Origin of the sequence: Vibrio furnissii CIP 102972, from assembly GCF_000176175.1 — a bacterium.
Classification (GTDB): domain Bacteria; phylum Pseudomonadota; class Gammaproteobacteria; order Enterobacterales; family Vibrionaceae; genus Vibrio; species Vibrio furnissii.
The window spans coordinates 203593-218513 of record NZ_ACZP01000013.1; the positions used below are offsets into that span (position 1 = coordinate 203593).

A 14921-nucleotide genomic window follows, 5' to 3' on the forward strand; every position below is an offset into this window, starting at 1 on the left:
AAAGCAGGATCGAGAAACGACAAAACAAGGGTAAAATCACGCTTATGCCGCGGTTGAATCGCAGAGATTCTGCAATCAATCCCAATATGAAGGTGAATAGGATGCTTTATGGCAAGTTTGCATGACGTCGCTAGGCTGGCTGGCGTGTCAAAGTCGACCGTCTCTCGGGTGATTAATGATGAGTACGGCGTCAAAGAGTCGACAAAAATCAAAGTGTTAAAGGCTGTGTCTGAGTGTGGTTACGTCGTAAACCAAGTGGCGAAAGACCTTAAATCACAGAAAACCAATTTGATTGGCGTGATTGTACCGCGAGTGTCGTCCCACGCGACGGCGCAGGGCGTGGATGGCCTGACGTCGATTTTCGAACAAGCCGGAAAGCACGTGCTGCTTGCCAATACCCATCAAGTACACGCCAAAGAATTGGATTACATTCAAATCTTTAACCAAAAGCGGGTAGAAGGCATCGTCTTTTACGCCACGCATCTGGACGCGCCGCTCGTCAAAGCGATTCAACAATCAGCGGTCCCGGTGGTGCTGGTGGGGCAAGATGGCTCGCTACACAACATTCCTAGTGTGGTGCACGATGATACGCGCGTCGGTTTTGAAGCGGGTAATCGCTTGGTACAAGCGGGCTGCAAGCAGATCGGGTTTATCGGGGTGCAAAGTGATGACATTGCGGTGGATGTGCTGCGTTCACAAGGGCTGGCGCAGGCGTTGGCGTTTCACAATCAACCGCTGCTGTTTCATGTGCGCGGCGATTTTTCGATTGAATCGGGCTACCGTTTGGCGAAAGAACAGCTCAACGCGTACCCGCACATGGACGGCTTGTTCTGCGCAACCGACCGTTTAGCCGTTGGGGCGATCAAAGCGCTGCAAGAATCGGGTGTGCAGGTGGGTAAGCAGGTGAAATTGTTGGGCGTGGGCAATGATGAACTGGCCTATGTTAGCACGCCATCGCTGTCGACCTTTAACTATGCTTTTGATAAAGCGGGAGAAAATGCCGCGAAAATGTTGCTCGAACGCATCGCCGGACGCGGTCAGGAAATGAGTAAAGTGGTGCTCACGTTCCAGAATGTCGCCCGCGAAACCTGCTAAATCTTCCCTTCATCTCTCGCTCGATGGTGGCCGGGTTTCTGTGCCCGGCTTCACACTCAACCGGATTGCCCCTCACTTTATTGCGGAAAAACTTGCGGAATCGATGTTTGTTTTATATTTTTGAGAACGTTCCCGAAAATAATTTTAGGTAAGTTCATGTCACTACAGCGACTGATTGATCTCGCGGGCGGGGTCGATAACATTCAACGAATTTTGGCCCCGGTAGGGCGGGTGACGGTAGCGGTGCGTGATGCTGAGCGTGTGCAGCCCCTGCCGCACGATGTGAGCGGCGAATCGGTGCTGGGCGAATGGCAACTGAGCATGGCGCGCGATTTGGCAATCACGGATGCCGACCTTGCCGCGCTTGGCCGCACAATTGCCAGCGCGCAGCGTCAAGCTGCTGCGGCGTATTTGCAGCCCACCGCGTGTCCGTATCGTCCGCAATGGCACATCTCTCCACCGCAAGGGTTACTGAACGATCCGAACGGCTTTATCTATCACGACGGTGCGTACCATCTCTTCTATCAGTGGTATCCATTTGCCTGTGAACACAAAGACAAATACTGGGTGCACCTGAAAAGCCAAGACTTGGTTAATTGGACGTGGCAATCCATCGCGCTCACGCCTTCGGATTGGTTCGACAGTCACGGGGTCTTTTCCGGTCACGCCGTCAGTGACGGTGACGATTTGTGGTTGTTCTACACGGGCAACACGCGTCTTGGCCACGACCGCCAGCGCCAGACGATGCAATGTGCCGCGCGGCTTAATGAGCACAATCAGTTTGAAAAACTGGGCCCGCTGATCCGCACGTTGCCGCCGGGCGTGACTGAGCACATTCGTGACCCCAAAGTGGTGCACCGCCAAGGGCGTTGGCACATGTTGCTTGGTGCGCAGACGCAGGATCTGCAAGGTCGTCTGGCCGTTTACCATTCAACGGATTTGCAGCACTGGCAGTTTGACAAGCTCTATGGTGAAGAGTTGGCGCCTTACGGTTACATGTGGGAGTGCCCAGATTGGTTTGAGATGGCGGGCAAGCAATTTGTGGTCTTTGGCCCGCAGGGGATTCGTTCGCAGAATCCACATCACACCATCGTGCATCAAAATCGCATTTTCCATGTGGATCAAGATGAGCAGGGCGGATTTCACTTTCTGGAAGGATGGCAGCTGGACGCGGGGTTTGATTTCTATGCGCCGCAGTCGATGCAAACCGTTGATGGTCGCCGCGTGATGTGCGGCTGGATGGGATTGCCGGATGAGCTTGAACATCCTAGTTGCGATAATGGCTGGATTCATCAGTTTACGGCGTTGCGTGAACTGCGTTGGCACAATGGCAAAATCATCCAGCAGCCGAGCGCAGAACTGGCGCAATTGCGTGGCGAAGCGTGCGCAATCACGCTCAATGAGCAGCCGCAAGATCTGGGTACAAAGAGCTTCGATCTGGAAGTGACGTTGCCGTGGGACAGTGAACTGCACTTGCTGCACGATGATGCGCACGCGGTGGTGCTGACACTCGACCGCGCGCAAGGCGTGCTGCGGTTTGACCGCACCCACACCCAAATTCGCCAAGGCGATACCATTCGCGAGTTGCCTCTCACATCCAGCGAGGTGAAACTGCGCATTCTGGCAGATAACTCTTCGCTGGAAATTTTCATCAACGATGGTGAGCAGGTGATGACTGGGCGCGTGTTTACGCCGCCCAATGCGACCCATATTTCCCTTAAGCATGCGGTTGCTGACGCAACATTTGCCCCGCTCAATGCCATGCAATGGTCATTTGCCCCGCGTTAAACAGGGTGTTGGTGATCATCGCTTGTTCAAAAGCCACCCTTAGGGTGGCTTTTGTCGTTGCAGGCTAAGACTAAGATTGAGACCAGACCAGACCAAGACCAAGACCAAGCTTAAGGACAAGCTCAGCGCCAAGATCAACGGATAAAATTCACCGCAGGCAGGCATTCAAAACCAGGCTTGGCAAACAGATAACCTTGCATCAGGGCCACGCCCGCCTCCTTGAGCCATTGATATTCGGCCAGCGTTTCAATGCCTTCCGCCAGTGGCGTGATATGGAGTTCAGCAAACATCGCCAGACAATGGCGCACGATGGCTTGACGCGCCACATCGCTGTCGATGTTACGGATCAGCGCCATGTCGAGTTTGACGATGTTGGTTTGAAAATCGGCCAGCAAGCTCAGCCCCGAATATCCTGCCCCGAAGTCGTCTATCGCGGTTTTAAACCCGAGCGACTGATAGTATTCGATGATGCGTTTGACATGGCCACTGTCGACAATGTGTTCGCCTTCGGTGAACTCAAACATGATGTTCTGGGTGGGAAACTGGTGCGCTTTGGCGGTCTCTAAGGTAGTACGAATGCAGCGCTCTGGCTGATAGACGGCATTGGGTAAAAAGTTGATGCTCAACATGCCTTCGACGCCCAAACGGGCGGCGAGTGCAATGGCTTTCACGCGGCATTGCTGATCGAACAGGTAGCGATTTGCATCGGTCACTTGGGCAATCACCACAGGAGCAGGTTCATTGTGGAGGCCGCGCACCAGCGCCTCATAGCCGAAAACCTGCTGCGTTTGACAGTCAATGATGGGCTGAAACGCCATGGTGAAATCGAAGTCCAAGGAATGCGCTGCTGCGCAGTGTTGGCAGACCGCTCGTTCGCAATGTTCTGATTTTTCGCTCATTTCATCCGCCTTTTCCTGAACCTCACCTCAAGGTTAGTTGGCGCTTTTCGGCTCTGCAACTGGCTGCCCCCATTTTTGAACGCCACAAAAAACCCGGCCGAGGCCGGGTAGATAGAGGCAATGTGATATACGCTGGGCTAGAACCAAGTTTCCATTTGCAAGGCAAAGACGGTTTCGCCGCCATTGCCCATGGTGCTGGCATCGCTGTCGAGGCTCACGGCGTAATCATCCAGCGCACTGCTCCAGTCGACATAGCTCACGGCAAAGCGGATTTCTGGGCGGTCAAAGAAGCCCGCCGAGGTTGCCAGTTTGAAGGTCGGAGCAATCGTCGCTTTGTAGAAGCTGCCTTTGGCTTGGTCGACGCTGTTGTACAAATCCATGTATTGGTATGTGCCTTCGTATACCATTTCAAAGTTTTGGGTCAGCTCTTGTGCCAAACGCACGTTGACGGAGGCCCATTTGAATTCATCGTTGGTTTTGATGCGATCTTGGCTGTATTCCGCCATGACGGCTGGGGCGATGCGCCAGTTATCCGCAAAGCGGGTCACGCCGTAGCTGAACACACGCATGGCTTTGGCGTCCTCGTTGAGGTCGCCGTTGGAACCGATGCCTTTCAGTTCAGCGCCTAATCCCTGACCGACCAACACGCCTGATTTGGAAAAACCGTCACTCAGGCCATAGAAGCTTTGCCCATGATAGGCAAACAGTGCGTGCACACCGGTTTCTGCGCGTTTGGTTGGTGAGGCGCTGTCGGTGTCACGATTTTGGTTGTCGGATGAGGCCATGCCGCTGACCATCACTTGGAAGTTACCAAAACGGTTGTTCATGGTCGCAATGTAGTTTTCGACATCGGTGCTGGAGCTGTCGATTTCGCCAAAGTCGCGGCCATAGATAGAAAAGTTGGCTTTCCAGTGTTGGGTAAATTGCACATCATAAATCCCTGCGCCAGTGCCAGAAAGGAACACGATGTCCGAGTCAAAAAAGTGGATGTCAAAGTTATCGCGATCAAAGCGCTTACCGGCCCACAGCGTCGCGTGTTCAAACGGCCCCGAGAAAGAACTCAAGTTGCTCAGTTCAGCATACACCTGACGCACGTTGAGTTGGCTGTCGTCGGCCGTCCATTCGTTGTTGGTTTCAACGCTGTCGGCCAGCATGATGTGAAAGCGCGCGCTTGAACCGTCGTCCATGGTGCGATTGTGGATCAAGTTCGCTTCGAGATAGTTGTCATCTTCTAAACCAAGGCGGCCCACAGGCGCACCCAGCGCGCCAGCGGCGGTCATGTAAGGCCCAGTGCCGTTGGCGCCGTTGAGATCGTCGTTGACCAACAGGCCGGCGCGAGCGTAACCATGGAATTCAAACGAGGATGCCGTGTCTTGCGCTTGTTGCGCGGTTTGTTCCGTTTGTGCCAGGCGTGATTCCAGATCGTTGATACGCGCTTCCAGCGCAGACAGATCCGAATTCGCCCAAACCGCAGTGGCAGGGAAGAGGGCAGCGGCAACGGCCAGCGTCAATGCTTTAGTTTTCATTATTCTGTTTCTCCACATTGGATGATAAATTCGAGAGTTTTGCAAACGTTCCCAAATAATCGTGCAGCAGCGTGGGATTTTGAATCCCTTTACTCGGCTTTGTTGCACTATTGAAGTCGAACAAAGCCTTTTAAACGGACTCTTTGTGTGAAATGGACTATATCTAACTTTTAGGGAACGATCCCGAATTGTGTGTGAAAACTTTTAGCTGATTCACGATCTGAATGGAATTTGTGATCTGGCAATATGTGTTCAGTCACGTGCTATGGGCGATAAAAAGGCGAGCACGTGGCTCGCCTGATGGACAGATTCAGCGTGATTCGCTTAGGAAGTGTTGCAATGCCGCTAAATCGGGCAGGGCGGTCATTGCGCCTTTTTGCGTGGTGGCCAATGCGCCGCAACCGTGGGCCAAATGGATGGCTTGCGTGATCGCATCGTTTGATTGCCAGTGTTCACTGACGGAGAGTTGATACAGCAAACCACCCACAAAAGCATCGCCGGCGCCTGTGGTATCCACCGGTTTGACGACTTTGCCGCTGACCAACGTTTGGCTGCTGGAGGTCACCACCAGTGCCCCTTTGGCCCCTTGGGTGATCACCACCAGTGGCAAGGCGAGCGGCGCTAAGGCTTGCAGGCCAAGTTCGATGGATTGAGTACCGGTCAGTAACATCAACTCATCTTCGGAAAATTTCACCACATCTGCCAACGCGACCGCGCGCATCACCACATCGGTGAGTTGTTCGGGGTTGGCCCACACCTCTTCACGTAGATTGGGGTCAAAGCTGAAAAAGCCGCCCGCTTGTTTGATGCGTTGAATGGCCTCAAACGTACTGCTGCGGCTCGGTTCATTGGCTAGCGCAATGGAGCACACATGTAACCAGTCGCCGGCATGAAACGCAGGAATATCCGTGGGTTGTAGAAATTGGTCAGCGCTGGGTTTGACCATGAACGTAAAGCTGCGCTCACCGCGGTCATCTAAATCGACAATGACTGTCGACGTGCGTTGATCGTCGTCCAAGATCAGGTGTTGGCAATCCACGTGCTCTTGTCTCAGGGTGTGCTGCATAAAGCGGCCAAGGGGATCGTTCCCGACTCGGCCAAAAAAAGCGCTGTTGCCCCCCAGACGTGCAATTGCAACGGCGACATTGGCTGGCGCGCCGCCGGGACATTTCAGGTAGTGTGCGTCCCCATCCGGAATTAAGTCGACGACTGCGTCGCCGGTGACCCATACTTTGCTCATCGTATTTCTCCACAAAATTTGCCCCAGTGTAATCCAAGCGTTCGTGATGACCAGTGGCAAAGCCGCTTCGCCTGCTATTGTCATTCAGATTTGTGATCCATTAAGGAGAAATAAACCAATCCAGAGGCAATTTAATTTTATTTTCGGTATCGTTCCCAGTTTTGTTGTGGCCGCCTTTTGAATGATGCTGGTGAATCCGATTGACGACCTGCGCCACTCGGCGCACACTGCGCGCATTTTCGTGCGTGTTTTTTTGGAGTCTCTGCATGTTCGCTATTCCTCCGATGCTGATCACCATTGGCCTACTGCTGATCAGTAACGTTTTCATGACCTTTGCTTGGTATGCCCATTTACGTGAATTGGGACATAAACCGTGGATTGTCGCGGCGCTGCTCAGTTGGGGCATCGCGCTGTTTGAGTATCTGTTTCAGGTGCCAGCCAACCGCATTGGTTACACCGTCATGAACCTCGGCCAATTGAAGATTTTACAAGAAGTCATCACGTTGTCGGTGTTTGTGCCATTTGCCTTGATTTACATGAAAGAGCCGTTTCGAATGGACTTTGTCTGGGCAGGATTGTGTTTGCTCGGTGCCGTGTTCTTTATTTTCCGCCCGCAGATTTTAGAAATACTCAGCCGCGCGGTGGCTTAATATCGTCTTACTGACGACCTATTGAGACAAAAAAGCCGTCCAGAGGGACGGCTTTTGACCATTGGCGAGTGCGCTATCGGCGTTACTCAGCGTGGCGTTTAAAGATGATCGAGGTGTTGATGCCGCCAAACGCAAAGTTGTTGCTCATGACGTAATCGACGTTCATCTCGCGGCCGCTGCCGGTGATGTAGTCTAGATCGCCGCACTGCGGATCCAGATGGTCGAGGTTGAGCGTGGGGTGGAACCAACCCGTGTGCATCATCTCAAGGCTTAACCACGCTTCAATTGCGCCGCATGCGCCCAATGTGTGGCCAAAATAACTTTTCAATGAGCTGATGGGCACTTTACCCAGCGCGTTCGCGGTGGCGTTACTCTCGGCAATGTCACCGCGGTCAGTGGCCGTGCCGTGTGCCGACACATAACCGATTTTGGCCGGATCCAATTGCGCATCACGCAGCGCCATTTCCATGCAGATCTGCATAGTTTCCATTTGCGGCTGGGTGACATGCGCTGCATCGCAGTTGCTGGCAAAACCAATGATTTCGGCATAAATTTTTGCGCCGCGCGCTTTGGCGTGTTCGTACTCTTCCAGCACCAACGTACCAGCGCCTTCACCAATCACCAAGCCATCGCGTTCGCTGTCGTATGGGCGCGGTGTGGTTTTGGGGGCGTCATTGCGCAGGCTGGTCGCAAATAGGGTATCAAACACTGCCGACTCGGTTGGGCACAGCTCTTCGCCGCCGCCTGCGACCATCACGGTTTGGTAGCCATGTTTGATCGCTTCATACGCATAACCAATCGCCTGACTGCCGGAAGTACAAGCGCTGCTGGTGGGAATCACACGGCCACGCAGGCCGAAAAACAGGCCAACGTTCACCGCAGCCGTGTGCGGCATCATCTGCACGTACGTGGTGGCGGTAATCGCTTTGGTGGTTTTCTCGTTCAGCATCACCCCAAAGGCGCCAATGGCGTCGGTGCTGCCAGTAGAGGAGCCATAGGCGATGCCGGTTTCACCGTTGGTTAATACGTCGTGACCAATCAATCCAGCTTGCATCAGCGCGTTTTCAGTCGCGACGGTGGCCAGTTGCGAGACGCGGCCCATGCCACGTACCTGTTTGCGCTTGTAATGTTTGGGCAGTTCGAAGCCCATCACCGGCGCGGCCAGTTTGGTGTTCAACCCTTCATATTGTTCGTAGCTTGGCATGTACTGCGTGGCGTTTTGGCAATCACGCAGCTTGGGTTCAATGGTGTGCCAATCGTTCCCGAAAGCAGTAATACCGGACATCCCGGTGACAACAACGCGACGGCTCATAGCAGACCTCCATTGACTGAAATAACCTGACGGGTGACGTAACCCGCAATATCCGACATCAAGTAGCTCACCAAACCGGCCACTTCTTCGGGTTCACCCATGCGGCGCAGCGGTACTTGAGGTAGGGCGTGCTCTTTGACGTGATCGTCGATCATGCCGGTATCAATCAGGCCCGGCGCGACACAGTTGACGGTGATTTTACGCTTCGCCAGTTCCAATGCCAGCGCTTTGGTCGCGCCAATGACGCCCGCTTTTGCAGCGCTGTAGTTGGTTTGACCGCGGTTACCCATGATGCCGGATACGGAAGCCAGCGTGACGATCCGACCCCCTTTGCGCAGTTGCACCATCGGCATCACGCACGGGTGGAGCACGTTGTAGAAGCTGTCGAGGTTGGTGTGGATCACGCCATCCCATTCTTCTTCGGTCATGGCCGGGAAGGCGGTGTCCCGGGTGATGCCGGCATTGTTCACCACGCCGTAGTAGGCGCCGTGTTGTTCAATGTCGTGTTCAATTTTGTAGCGACACATGGCGCGATCACTGATATCAAATTGGATCAAACGGCCCTGTCCGCCGTTTTGAAAAATGGTGTCGAGCGTGTCTTGTGCGCCTTTTTCATCGCCCATGTAATGGACAACGATGGTAAAGCCATCCTCTGCCAACTGAATTGCAATGGCCTTGCCGATGCCTTTACTGGCGCCGGTGACGAGAACTTGTCGGGTCATGCGTGACTCCTGATTTTCATTTCTTGTAATTTTTCTTCTGATGGCACGTACACATTAAGCTGGCACTGTGCCACTAACTGACCCTGATACTCAAGACGAGCTGAGAACACGGCCATGCCGTGATCTTCCATGACTTGCTCGGCATGAATATCCAACGTTTGTCCCTGAGAAAAATGATCGCACTCTGCTTGGTAACGGCGACTGCCGAGCAGAAATCCGATCGGTGGTTCGGTTCCTTTTTCAAGGGCATGGAAACCGGACCACGCAGCGATGGATTGAGCCATAAACTCAATACCGACATAAGCTGGAATGGTTTGCGTCGCCTGATCAAAAAACATCAAGTGATCGCCGATGTCGACCTGACAATGAATCGACTCCGCACCGATGGTGAGCGCGCGATCGACCAGAATCATAGGTCTGGCGTGGGGAAGCAGTTGCTCTATGGCTGGGTATTCACGCATTGACGTATCCAAAAATCAAACTGATATTGTTGCCTCCAAAGGCAAACGAGTTACTTAAAATGGCTTTTCCTTGCAGCGTTTGGTCAGACTCCACCAAGGTGATGGCAATGTCTGGCGCTTTATTTTGGCAACGCTGTTTGGGGAGCGGCAAATCGTAACGCAAGATGTGCCAAGCAATGGCTGCTTCCGTTGCGCTGGCTGTGCCCAGCGTGTGGCCGGTGAGCGGCTTGGTGGAACTCACTGGCACGCCGTCGCCAAACAAACGGAATATCGCTTTGCTCTCCATGCTGTCGTTCAGCGGTGTCGCGGTGCCATGGGCGTTGATGTAACCAATGTCCTGTGGCGTTAAACCGGCATCGGTCAGCGCTTTTTGCATCGCCTCATACGCGCCAAGGCCTTCAGGGTGCGGCGCAGAAATATGGTGAGCGTCGGAGCTGTCGCCCACGCCAAGCAAGGCGATGTTGCTGGGCTCGCGGCTGAGCAGCATCAACGCGGCCGCTTCGCCGATGTTGATACCATTGCGCTCCGCGCTGAAGGGCTGGCAGAGTGTGTTCGATAAGGCTTCCAACCCGTTAAACCCGTTGAGCGTGAGTTTGCAGATGGTGTCGGCGCCACCGACAATCACCGCGTCAACCAAGCCGGCTTTGAGCATGCGCTTGGCGCTGATAAACACGCGGCCGCTGGAGGAACACGCGGTCGAAATGGCGTAACACGGGCCGGTAATTCCAAAGTAATCGGCAATAAAATCGCTGGTGTTGCCGAGTTCTTGTTTACGATAGTGATAATCAGCAGGGAAATCGCCTTGGTCGAGTTTCTGCGCGTAGGCGTGCTCGCCGTCTGAGATCCCTGAGGTGCTGGTGCCGACAATCACGGCAATGCGGTCGGCGCCAAAGCGCGCAATGGCATGGCGCACGCTGGCTTCAATTTGCTGTAACGCTGACAGCGCCAGTTGGTTATTGCGCGACGCGTGACGTGCCAATGTGGCGGGAATCTCGGGCAGAGATTCGGTCACGCGACCAATGATAGTGGCGGTACCAGTGTTGAGGATGGTGTCGTCGCGCAGCATGTGCGCGCCATGGCCACTGGCCAGCGTGCTGTGAATTTGTGCGGTTTCACATCCCATTGCGGAGTGAAAGCCACAGTCATGAATGAAAATTGGAAACGAAGCATGCGAATTCATCATGGCTTATCTACTGTTGTGCTGCGGTTGGTGTGGATTGAAGCGTCAGCGTCTGAATCGTGATGTCGTAATTCAGAGGCAGATTTTTAAACTGAATGTCACCACTGAGCGGTGTGTCGCCAGCGTAGGTGATGGCCAGAATGGTTTCACCGTGTTCATTGATGACGAGGCGCTGATTCGCCTCATCAATCATTCGCCACCTTACCTGATTTAACGGGGCTTCCCAAGCATTTCGCGGCCAGAGCGTGATCATCAGGTTAAATAGTACCTGTTCTGGCTTGGGCAGGCTATTTTCTAACCCAGAAAGGACTTGAGTTTGGATTTGATCCCCGTCGTAATCCAGCGAAAGAATACGCGTTCCCCACGATGAAAACCCCGCAAGCAATACCTGCTGATCGCTCACTTGCAGTTGTACGGGCAACTGTTGGCTTTGCACGTTGCCATGTTCATCCTGCCAGCGGGCAGAAATGAGTTGGCTGGCCGTCAACGATTGACCGAGTTGCGACGGCTTTGGCAGCGCCGCCCAGACATCAGGGCCGATTTCGACCTCAGTGGTGCGGGTGTGAGGCTGCAAACTGCAAGCCGTCAGCCATAGGCTGATGCACGCGGTGAAGAACCATTTCATGCGTCATGCTCCGATAAATGAGAGGGTTGAATCGCCAAAGGTGACAGCAACCAAGCCACAAAAATACCACTTAACGTCGTTACCCCAAAGCTGTGAATGGCGTGCGTCTGGCTCAGGGCCAGCAGGCCAAACGACAACAACGTGGTGGTGGCCGAGAGGGTGATCGCCAGTAACGTGCTGTGACTGCGCGCTTGCTCGGCAAAGAACAGCGTGTAGTCGATGCCGATACCAATCACCAACACCAAAGCCAGCAGGTTAAACAAGTTGAGCGCTGAACCGGTCATCACGGTCACGGCGAGGCCGACCATGCACGCAATCACGCACGGGAACAGAATTCGCAGTGCGTGTTGCCAGCGATAACGCCAGACCAACAGCAGTGCAATCCCCGCCAAGGCTGCCGCTAACAGTTCCATGACTTTACCGCGGTATTCGCCAAACAGTTGAGAAATTTCCGCCGCTTTGTCGAGGTAGGCGAGCTGCGCATCCTGGTTGGCAAATTGCTGAATCAGGTCGGCCTGCTCAACACCTTTGAGCATCACCACCGATGCCACCGCATCGCCCACACGGCCCAAGTAGAGAAACCGCACTGGTTCGGACACGCTGGCGTTGAGATAATCGTGCAACGACACGGGTTGCAATGGGTCGCTCAACGTCGGTTGATGCGCCAGTTTTAGGCGCTGAGTCAACTGCGGCGCATGATGCTGATAGAGCTGCTCCACCAAGGCGAAATCACTTTGCTGGCGCTGTTGTGACGCCACATAGTGATGCAGGCTTTGGTAGCCTTGTAACACTTGATCCTGCTGCCATGCGCGTAGGGTGGTGTCGAGTTGTTCGAGTTTTTGCATCAAGGCTTCGTCATCTGCCGCCGACACCACCAACATTCGCTGTGATGAATTCATGCCGGTGACTTGGCTGACCAAAGCCTCTTGCTGTTTGAGCGCTTGCGGCATCGCTTGCAGTTGGCGAATGTCGTCATCGTAGTGCACCTGAGTGAGCGCAATAGCACTAAGCACCAGCAGCGTTGATGGCAGCGCGATACGCAGCGAGCGATGTTGCCACCAATCGAGCCATCGACTCAGCAAGGCCAGCGCAGGCAGATGACGAGATGGCGTCGGTGCACGTGCCAGCAGTGGATACCAACTCACCACGGTGGCGTAGGCTGCCAATAACCCAATGGCAGAAAACAGCGCCAGTTGTTGCAGGCCGGGGAACGGCGCAACCAGTAAGCCTAAGTAGCCGATTAAACTGGTGATTAATCCCAACGTGATTGCGGCAAGAATGTGTTTGAGCCCCGCGACGCTGTCCCAGTGGCGGCCAGCCGCCAAGCGGTCGGTCAGATAATGGAACGCGTAGTCGATAGACACACCAATCAAACTCGCGCCAAACACCAAGCTAAACAGATGCACTTTGCCAAAGATCAACGTGGTGGTGGCCAGCGCAACCAATAACCCGACTGACACCGATAATAACGCCAGCAACAGTGGCGCAGCGCTGCGAAACACCAACATGACCAGCAGCACGATGCCGAGCAACGACACACTGCCGATGGTGCTGATTTCCGATTTGGCGCTGCGGGTGCCAAAGTCGGCGTAAAACACCACACCAGTGTACGCCATCTCGACGTTAAATTGCTGCGTGAGCGTTTGTTGCCATTGGTTGATTTGGCTCACCACTTGTTGCGCTTGCAGGCTGTAGGGGGAGTCGGTCAACGCGGCCGTCATCAGAATGTAGGTTTGCCCTGCGTTTTGGGTGGTAAGAAACCCTTGCTGCAACTGAAATTGGGTCGACAGCTGATTGAGATGACTCAGATAATCACGAAATAGCAAAAACGGATCGCTGGCAAGCTCTTGTCCGGTAACGCCTGAAAACGGGTTGTAGAGCGCCTGAATCACGTGTTGCACTTGCTGTTCAGGGGCATGGCGAAGACGTTCGCGCTGTGTATCCGTCAGAAACTGAAAGCGGTGTTGGAAATAATAGCGTCCCCACGCTTGCTGTTGAGTGGCATCAATTTGGCCAGTCACGTGGGTAAATTCGCGCGTTTGGTGTAGGTGACTTTCCAGCGTACGTGCTGCATCAAACAGGGCGGTGGTATCGGGGCCGGTAAGCACAAAGGCGACTTTATCGCTCATGCTGTCGGTGACTTTATCAAATGCCGCTTGCGCCAGTGGGTTCTGGCGCGATTGTGGCAGCAGTTTCATGATGTCGGTTTCAATCGGTGAGCTGGTCGAAAACGCCCATTGCTTGACGAGCAGCGCCATGGCCAGCAACACCAGCGCCAGCCATAACAAGGCAAGGCGCGATGAAGGAGCCGAACGAGAAGGAGACACGGTTGGCATGATTAAAACTCAAACTGCGCTTGTTCAGCGGGGCTTAATGTGGATGGTTCGTGGGTTTGAGCGCTGAACTGAATTTCCGTTTTGTCGCCGCGAACCTCTTGCAAGGACAACACATCGATATCGTCCTGACCTTGCAAGGTAATGTGTTGAAATACCGCGTTCAATGGCGCGCCTTTGGGCGTGAGCACCAGCGTCCAGTGGCCATTCTGCTCGGAAAAATCGAGTGCAAACTCGTTGGTAAGTTGCTCGGTATCGCCGTGAAACACGGACAGAAAAATATGGCTGAAATAGAACGCCATGGGATTTTCCTGCGCGGTGATGGTATGCGGCGTTTGACCGGCAAAGGTTTGACGCAATTTGTCTTGTGTCAGCACCAAATTGACCGGAAACGGCGTTGTTTGTTGCCACAGCAGACCGTGCGCTTTATCGAGCAGAAACGTCCCTTGCGACGACAGCGGCTCGGCAAACATGTCAATTTTTCGAGTTTGGGTGAAGTCGCCGCGCACGATGTCGAAGCGTTGCAACTGCGTTTGTAGCGACGCCAAATCGGTAACCTGCGCCATGGCAGGCGTGCATACGCTGATGATGCACAGCGCCAGCAACGCCCATAGGCGTTGCGCGAATCGAGTCATCATTGCAGACATTCTCCGGTTTGGTGCCAGTGCGTCACTTTGTCCGTGAAAATGGTCGGTGAAACAAAACACATGTCTTGCGTGTCTCGTTCCACCGCCACTTGCGTGGTGTGCGCTTTACACATGCGCTTGCCGCTTTGGGCATCGAAAATCACGTAATCAATCCGCAAGCGGTTTTCCCATTCGGTTAAGCGAGCATGAATGCGAATCGAGTGATTGAACGGAATGGCTTTGACGTACTTGACGTGCGCATCAATCACCGGCCACATGTAGCCGGAATCGTTCATCGCTAAATAACCATAGGCAATTTTGTCGAGCAGTTCGCGACGGGCTTCTTCGAAATAGCGGAAGTAGTTGCCGTGGTAGATCACGCCCATGGGATCCGCGTCCTGAAAGGAGGTGACTAACGTCACCTCAGTTTCCAGCGGGAAAGTGACATCACTCATACTTTCTCC

At 53.9% G+C, this 14921-nt stretch carries 15 protein-coding genes; 3 read left to right on the top strand and 12 right to left on the bottom strand.

The genetic code is table 11. The features are described 5' to 3' along the window. Positions 1-108 precede the first annotated feature (108 nt). Both VFA_RS04975 and VFA_RS04980 read left to right on the top strand, forming a co-directional pair. A complete protein-coding gene (locus VFA_RS04975; RefSeq protein ID WP_038150980.1) occupies positions 109-1095 on the top strand; it encodes a LacI family DNA-binding transcriptional regulator in 987 nt (328 codons plus the stop codon). A gap of 156 nt (positions 1096-1251) precedes the next feature. Continuing rightward, entirely contained in the window at positions 1252-2883 is a 1632-nt protein-coding gene (locus tag VFA_RS04980) for a glycoside hydrolase family 32 protein (protein WP_004725215.1), read from the top strand. A 134-nt stretch (positions 2884-3017) separates the two neighbouring features. Here the strand turns inward: VFA_RS04980 and VFA_RS04985 are convergent, their stop codons facing one another. From VFA_RS04985 to VFA_RS23875, 4 genes are all read right to left on the bottom strand, one after another. Beyond that, a complete protein-coding gene (locus tag VFA_RS04985; RefSeq protein ID WP_038150983.1) occupies positions 3018-3782 on the bottom strand; it encodes an EAL domain-containing protein in 765 nt (254 codons plus the stop codon). 137 nt (positions 3783-3919) lie between these two features. Continuing rightward, entirely contained in the window at positions 3920-5308 is a 1389-nt protein-coding gene (locus VFA_RS04990; protein WP_004725222.1) for a carbohydrate porin, read from the bottom strand. A gap of 310 nt (positions 5309-5618) precedes the next feature. Beyond that, the gene (locus VFA_RS04995) at positions 5619-6548 is read right to left on the bottom strand and encodes an aminoimidazole riboside kinase (RefSeq protein WP_038151395.1); all 930 of its coding nucleotides are present in this window, start codon (positions 6546-6548) and stop codon (positions 5619-5621) included. Positions 6549-6648: 100 nt separating this feature from the next. Continuing rightward, positions 6649-6816 carry a hypothetical protein gene (locus VFA_RS23875; RefSeq protein WP_004725225.1) on the bottom strand — a complete coding sequence of 56 codons (168 nt, stop codon included), beginning with the start codon at positions 6814-6816 and terminating at the stop codon, positions 6649-6651. 7 nt (positions 6817-6823) lie between these two features. Here VFA_RS23875 and VFA_RS05000 point away from each other — a divergent pair, with 7 nt between their 5' ends. Then, positions 6824-7198: a DMT family protein gene (locus VFA_RS05000; RefSeq protein WP_086027286.1), complete on the top strand. Its 375-nt coding sequence runs from the start codon at positions 6824-6826 to the stop codon at positions 7196-7198. 82 nt (positions 7199-7280) lie between these two features. On the opposite strand, the gene VFA_RS05005 is transcribed toward VFA_RS05000, so the two are convergent. From VFA_RS05005 to VFA_RS05040, 8 genes are read right to left on the bottom strand one after another with little or no spacing between them, the layout of a single operon-like run. Continuing rightward, positions 7281-8510: a beta-ketoacyl-ACP synthase gene (locus VFA_RS05005; RefSeq protein ID WP_004725229.1), complete on the bottom strand. Its 1230-nt coding sequence runs from the start codon at positions 8508-8510 to the stop codon at positions 7281-7283. Next, positions 8507-9232, bottom strand: coding sequence for a 3-ketoacyl-ACP reductase FabG2 (locus tag VFA_RS05010; RefSeq protein ID WP_004725231.1), 726 nt, complete (start codon positions 9230-9232; stop codon positions 8507-8509). Before VFA_RS05010 ends, VFA_RS05005 begins: the two co-directional genes overlap by 4 nt. Then, on the bottom strand, positions 9229-9693 hold the full coding sequence (locus VFA_RS05015; RefSeq protein ID WP_004725234.1) for a hotdog family protein: 465 nt from the start codon (positions 9691-9693) through the stop codon (positions 9229-9231). The genes VFA_RS05010 and VFA_RS05015 overlap by 4 nt, the downstream gene beginning before the upstream one ends. Continuing rightward, the gene (locus VFA_RS05020) at positions 9686-10873 is read right to left on the bottom strand and encodes a beta-ketoacyl-[acyl-carrier-protein] synthase family protein (RefSeq protein WP_038151396.1); all 1188 of its coding nucleotides are present in this window, start codon (positions 10871-10873) and stop codon (positions 9686-9688) included. Before VFA_RS05020 ends, VFA_RS05015 begins: the two co-directional genes overlap by 8 nt. A 10-nt stretch (positions 10874-10883) precedes the next feature. Beyond that, on the bottom strand, positions 10884-11498 hold the full coding sequence (locus VFA_RS05025; protein ID WP_004725237.1) for a DUF3261 domain-containing protein: 615 nt from the start codon (positions 11496-11498) through the stop codon (positions 10884-10886). Beyond that, positions 11495-13834 carry an MMPL family transporter gene (locus VFA_RS05030; protein ID WP_004725239.1) on the bottom strand — a complete coding sequence of 780 codons (2340 nt, stop codon included), beginning with the start codon at positions 13832-13834 and terminating at the stop codon, positions 11495-11497. The genes VFA_RS05025 and VFA_RS05030 overlap by 4 nt, the downstream gene beginning before the upstream one ends. A gap of 2 nt (positions 13835-13836) precedes the next feature. Beyond that, a complete protein-coding gene (locus VFA_RS05035; protein ID WP_004725242.1) occupies positions 13837-14469 on the bottom strand; it encodes an outer membrane lipoprotein carrier protein LolA in 633 nt (210 codons plus the stop codon). Continuing rightward, on the bottom strand, positions 14466-14912 hold the full coding sequence (locus VFA_RS05040; RefSeq protein WP_004725244.1) for an acyl-CoA thioesterase: 447 nt from the start codon (positions 14910-14912) through the stop codon (positions 14466-14468). The genes VFA_RS05035 and VFA_RS05040 overlap by 4 nt, the downstream gene beginning before the upstream one ends. Positions 14913-14921 lie beyond the last annotated feature (9 nt).

Excerpts from the sequence above, each read along its gene's own strand:
- VFA_RS05040 (WP_004725244.1), bottom strand. The coding sequence starts at position 14,912 with ATGAGTGATGTCACTTTCCCGCTGGAAACTGAGGTGACGTTAGTCACC.
- VFA_RS05015 (WP_004725234.1), bottom strand. The coding sequence starts at position 9,693 with ATGCGTGAATACCCAGCCATAGAGCAACTGCTTCCCCACGCCAGACCT.
- VFA_RS05035 (WP_004725242.1), bottom strand. The coding sequence starts at position 14,469 with ATGATGACTCGATTCGCGCAACGCCTATGGGCGTTGCTGGCGCTGTGC.
- VFA_RS04975 (WP_038150980.1), top strand. The coding sequence starts at position 109 with ATGGCAAGTTTGCATGACGTCGCTAGGCTGGCTGGCGTGTCAAAGTCG.
- VFA_RS04995 (WP_038151395.1), bottom strand. The coding sequence starts at position 6,548 with ATGAGCAAAGTATGGGTCACCGGCGACGCAGTCGTCGACTTAATTCCG.
- VFA_RS05025 (WP_004725237.1), bottom strand. The coding sequence starts at position 11,498 with ATGAAATGGTTCTTCACCGCGTGCATCAGCCTATGGCTGACGGCTTGC.
- VFA_RS05020 (WP_038151396.1), bottom strand. The coding sequence starts at position 10,873 with ATGAATTCGCATGCTTCGTTTCCAATTTTCATTCATGACTGTGGCTTT.
- VFA_RS05030 (WP_004725239.1), bottom strand. The coding sequence starts at position 13,834 with ATGCCAACCGTGTCTCCTTCTCGTTCGGCTCCTTCATCGCGCCTTGCC.
- VFA_RS04980 (WP_004725215.1), top strand. The coding sequence starts at position 1,252 with ATGTCACTACAGCGACTGATTGATCTCGCGGGCGGGGTCGATAACATT.
- VFA_RS05005 (WP_004725229.1), bottom strand. The coding sequence starts at position 8,510 with ATGAGCCGTCGCGTTGTTGTCACCGGGATGTCCGGTATTACTGCTTTC.
- VFA_RS05010 (WP_004725231.1), bottom strand. The coding sequence starts at position 9,232 with ATGACCCGACAAGTTCTCGTCACCGGCGCCAGTAAAGGCATCGGCAAG.
- VFA_RS04985 (WP_038150983.1), bottom strand. The coding sequence starts at position 3,782 with ATGAGCGAAAAATCAGAACATTGCGAACGAGCGGTCTGCCAACACTGC.
- VFA_RS04990 (WP_004725222.1), bottom strand. The coding sequence starts at position 5,308 with ATGAAAACTAAAGCATTGACGCTGGCCGTTGCCGCTGCCCTCTTCCCT.
- VFA_RS23875 (WP_004725225.1), bottom strand. The coding sequence starts at position 6,816 with ATGCAGAGACTCCAAAAAAACACGCACGAAAATGCGCGCAGTGTGCGC.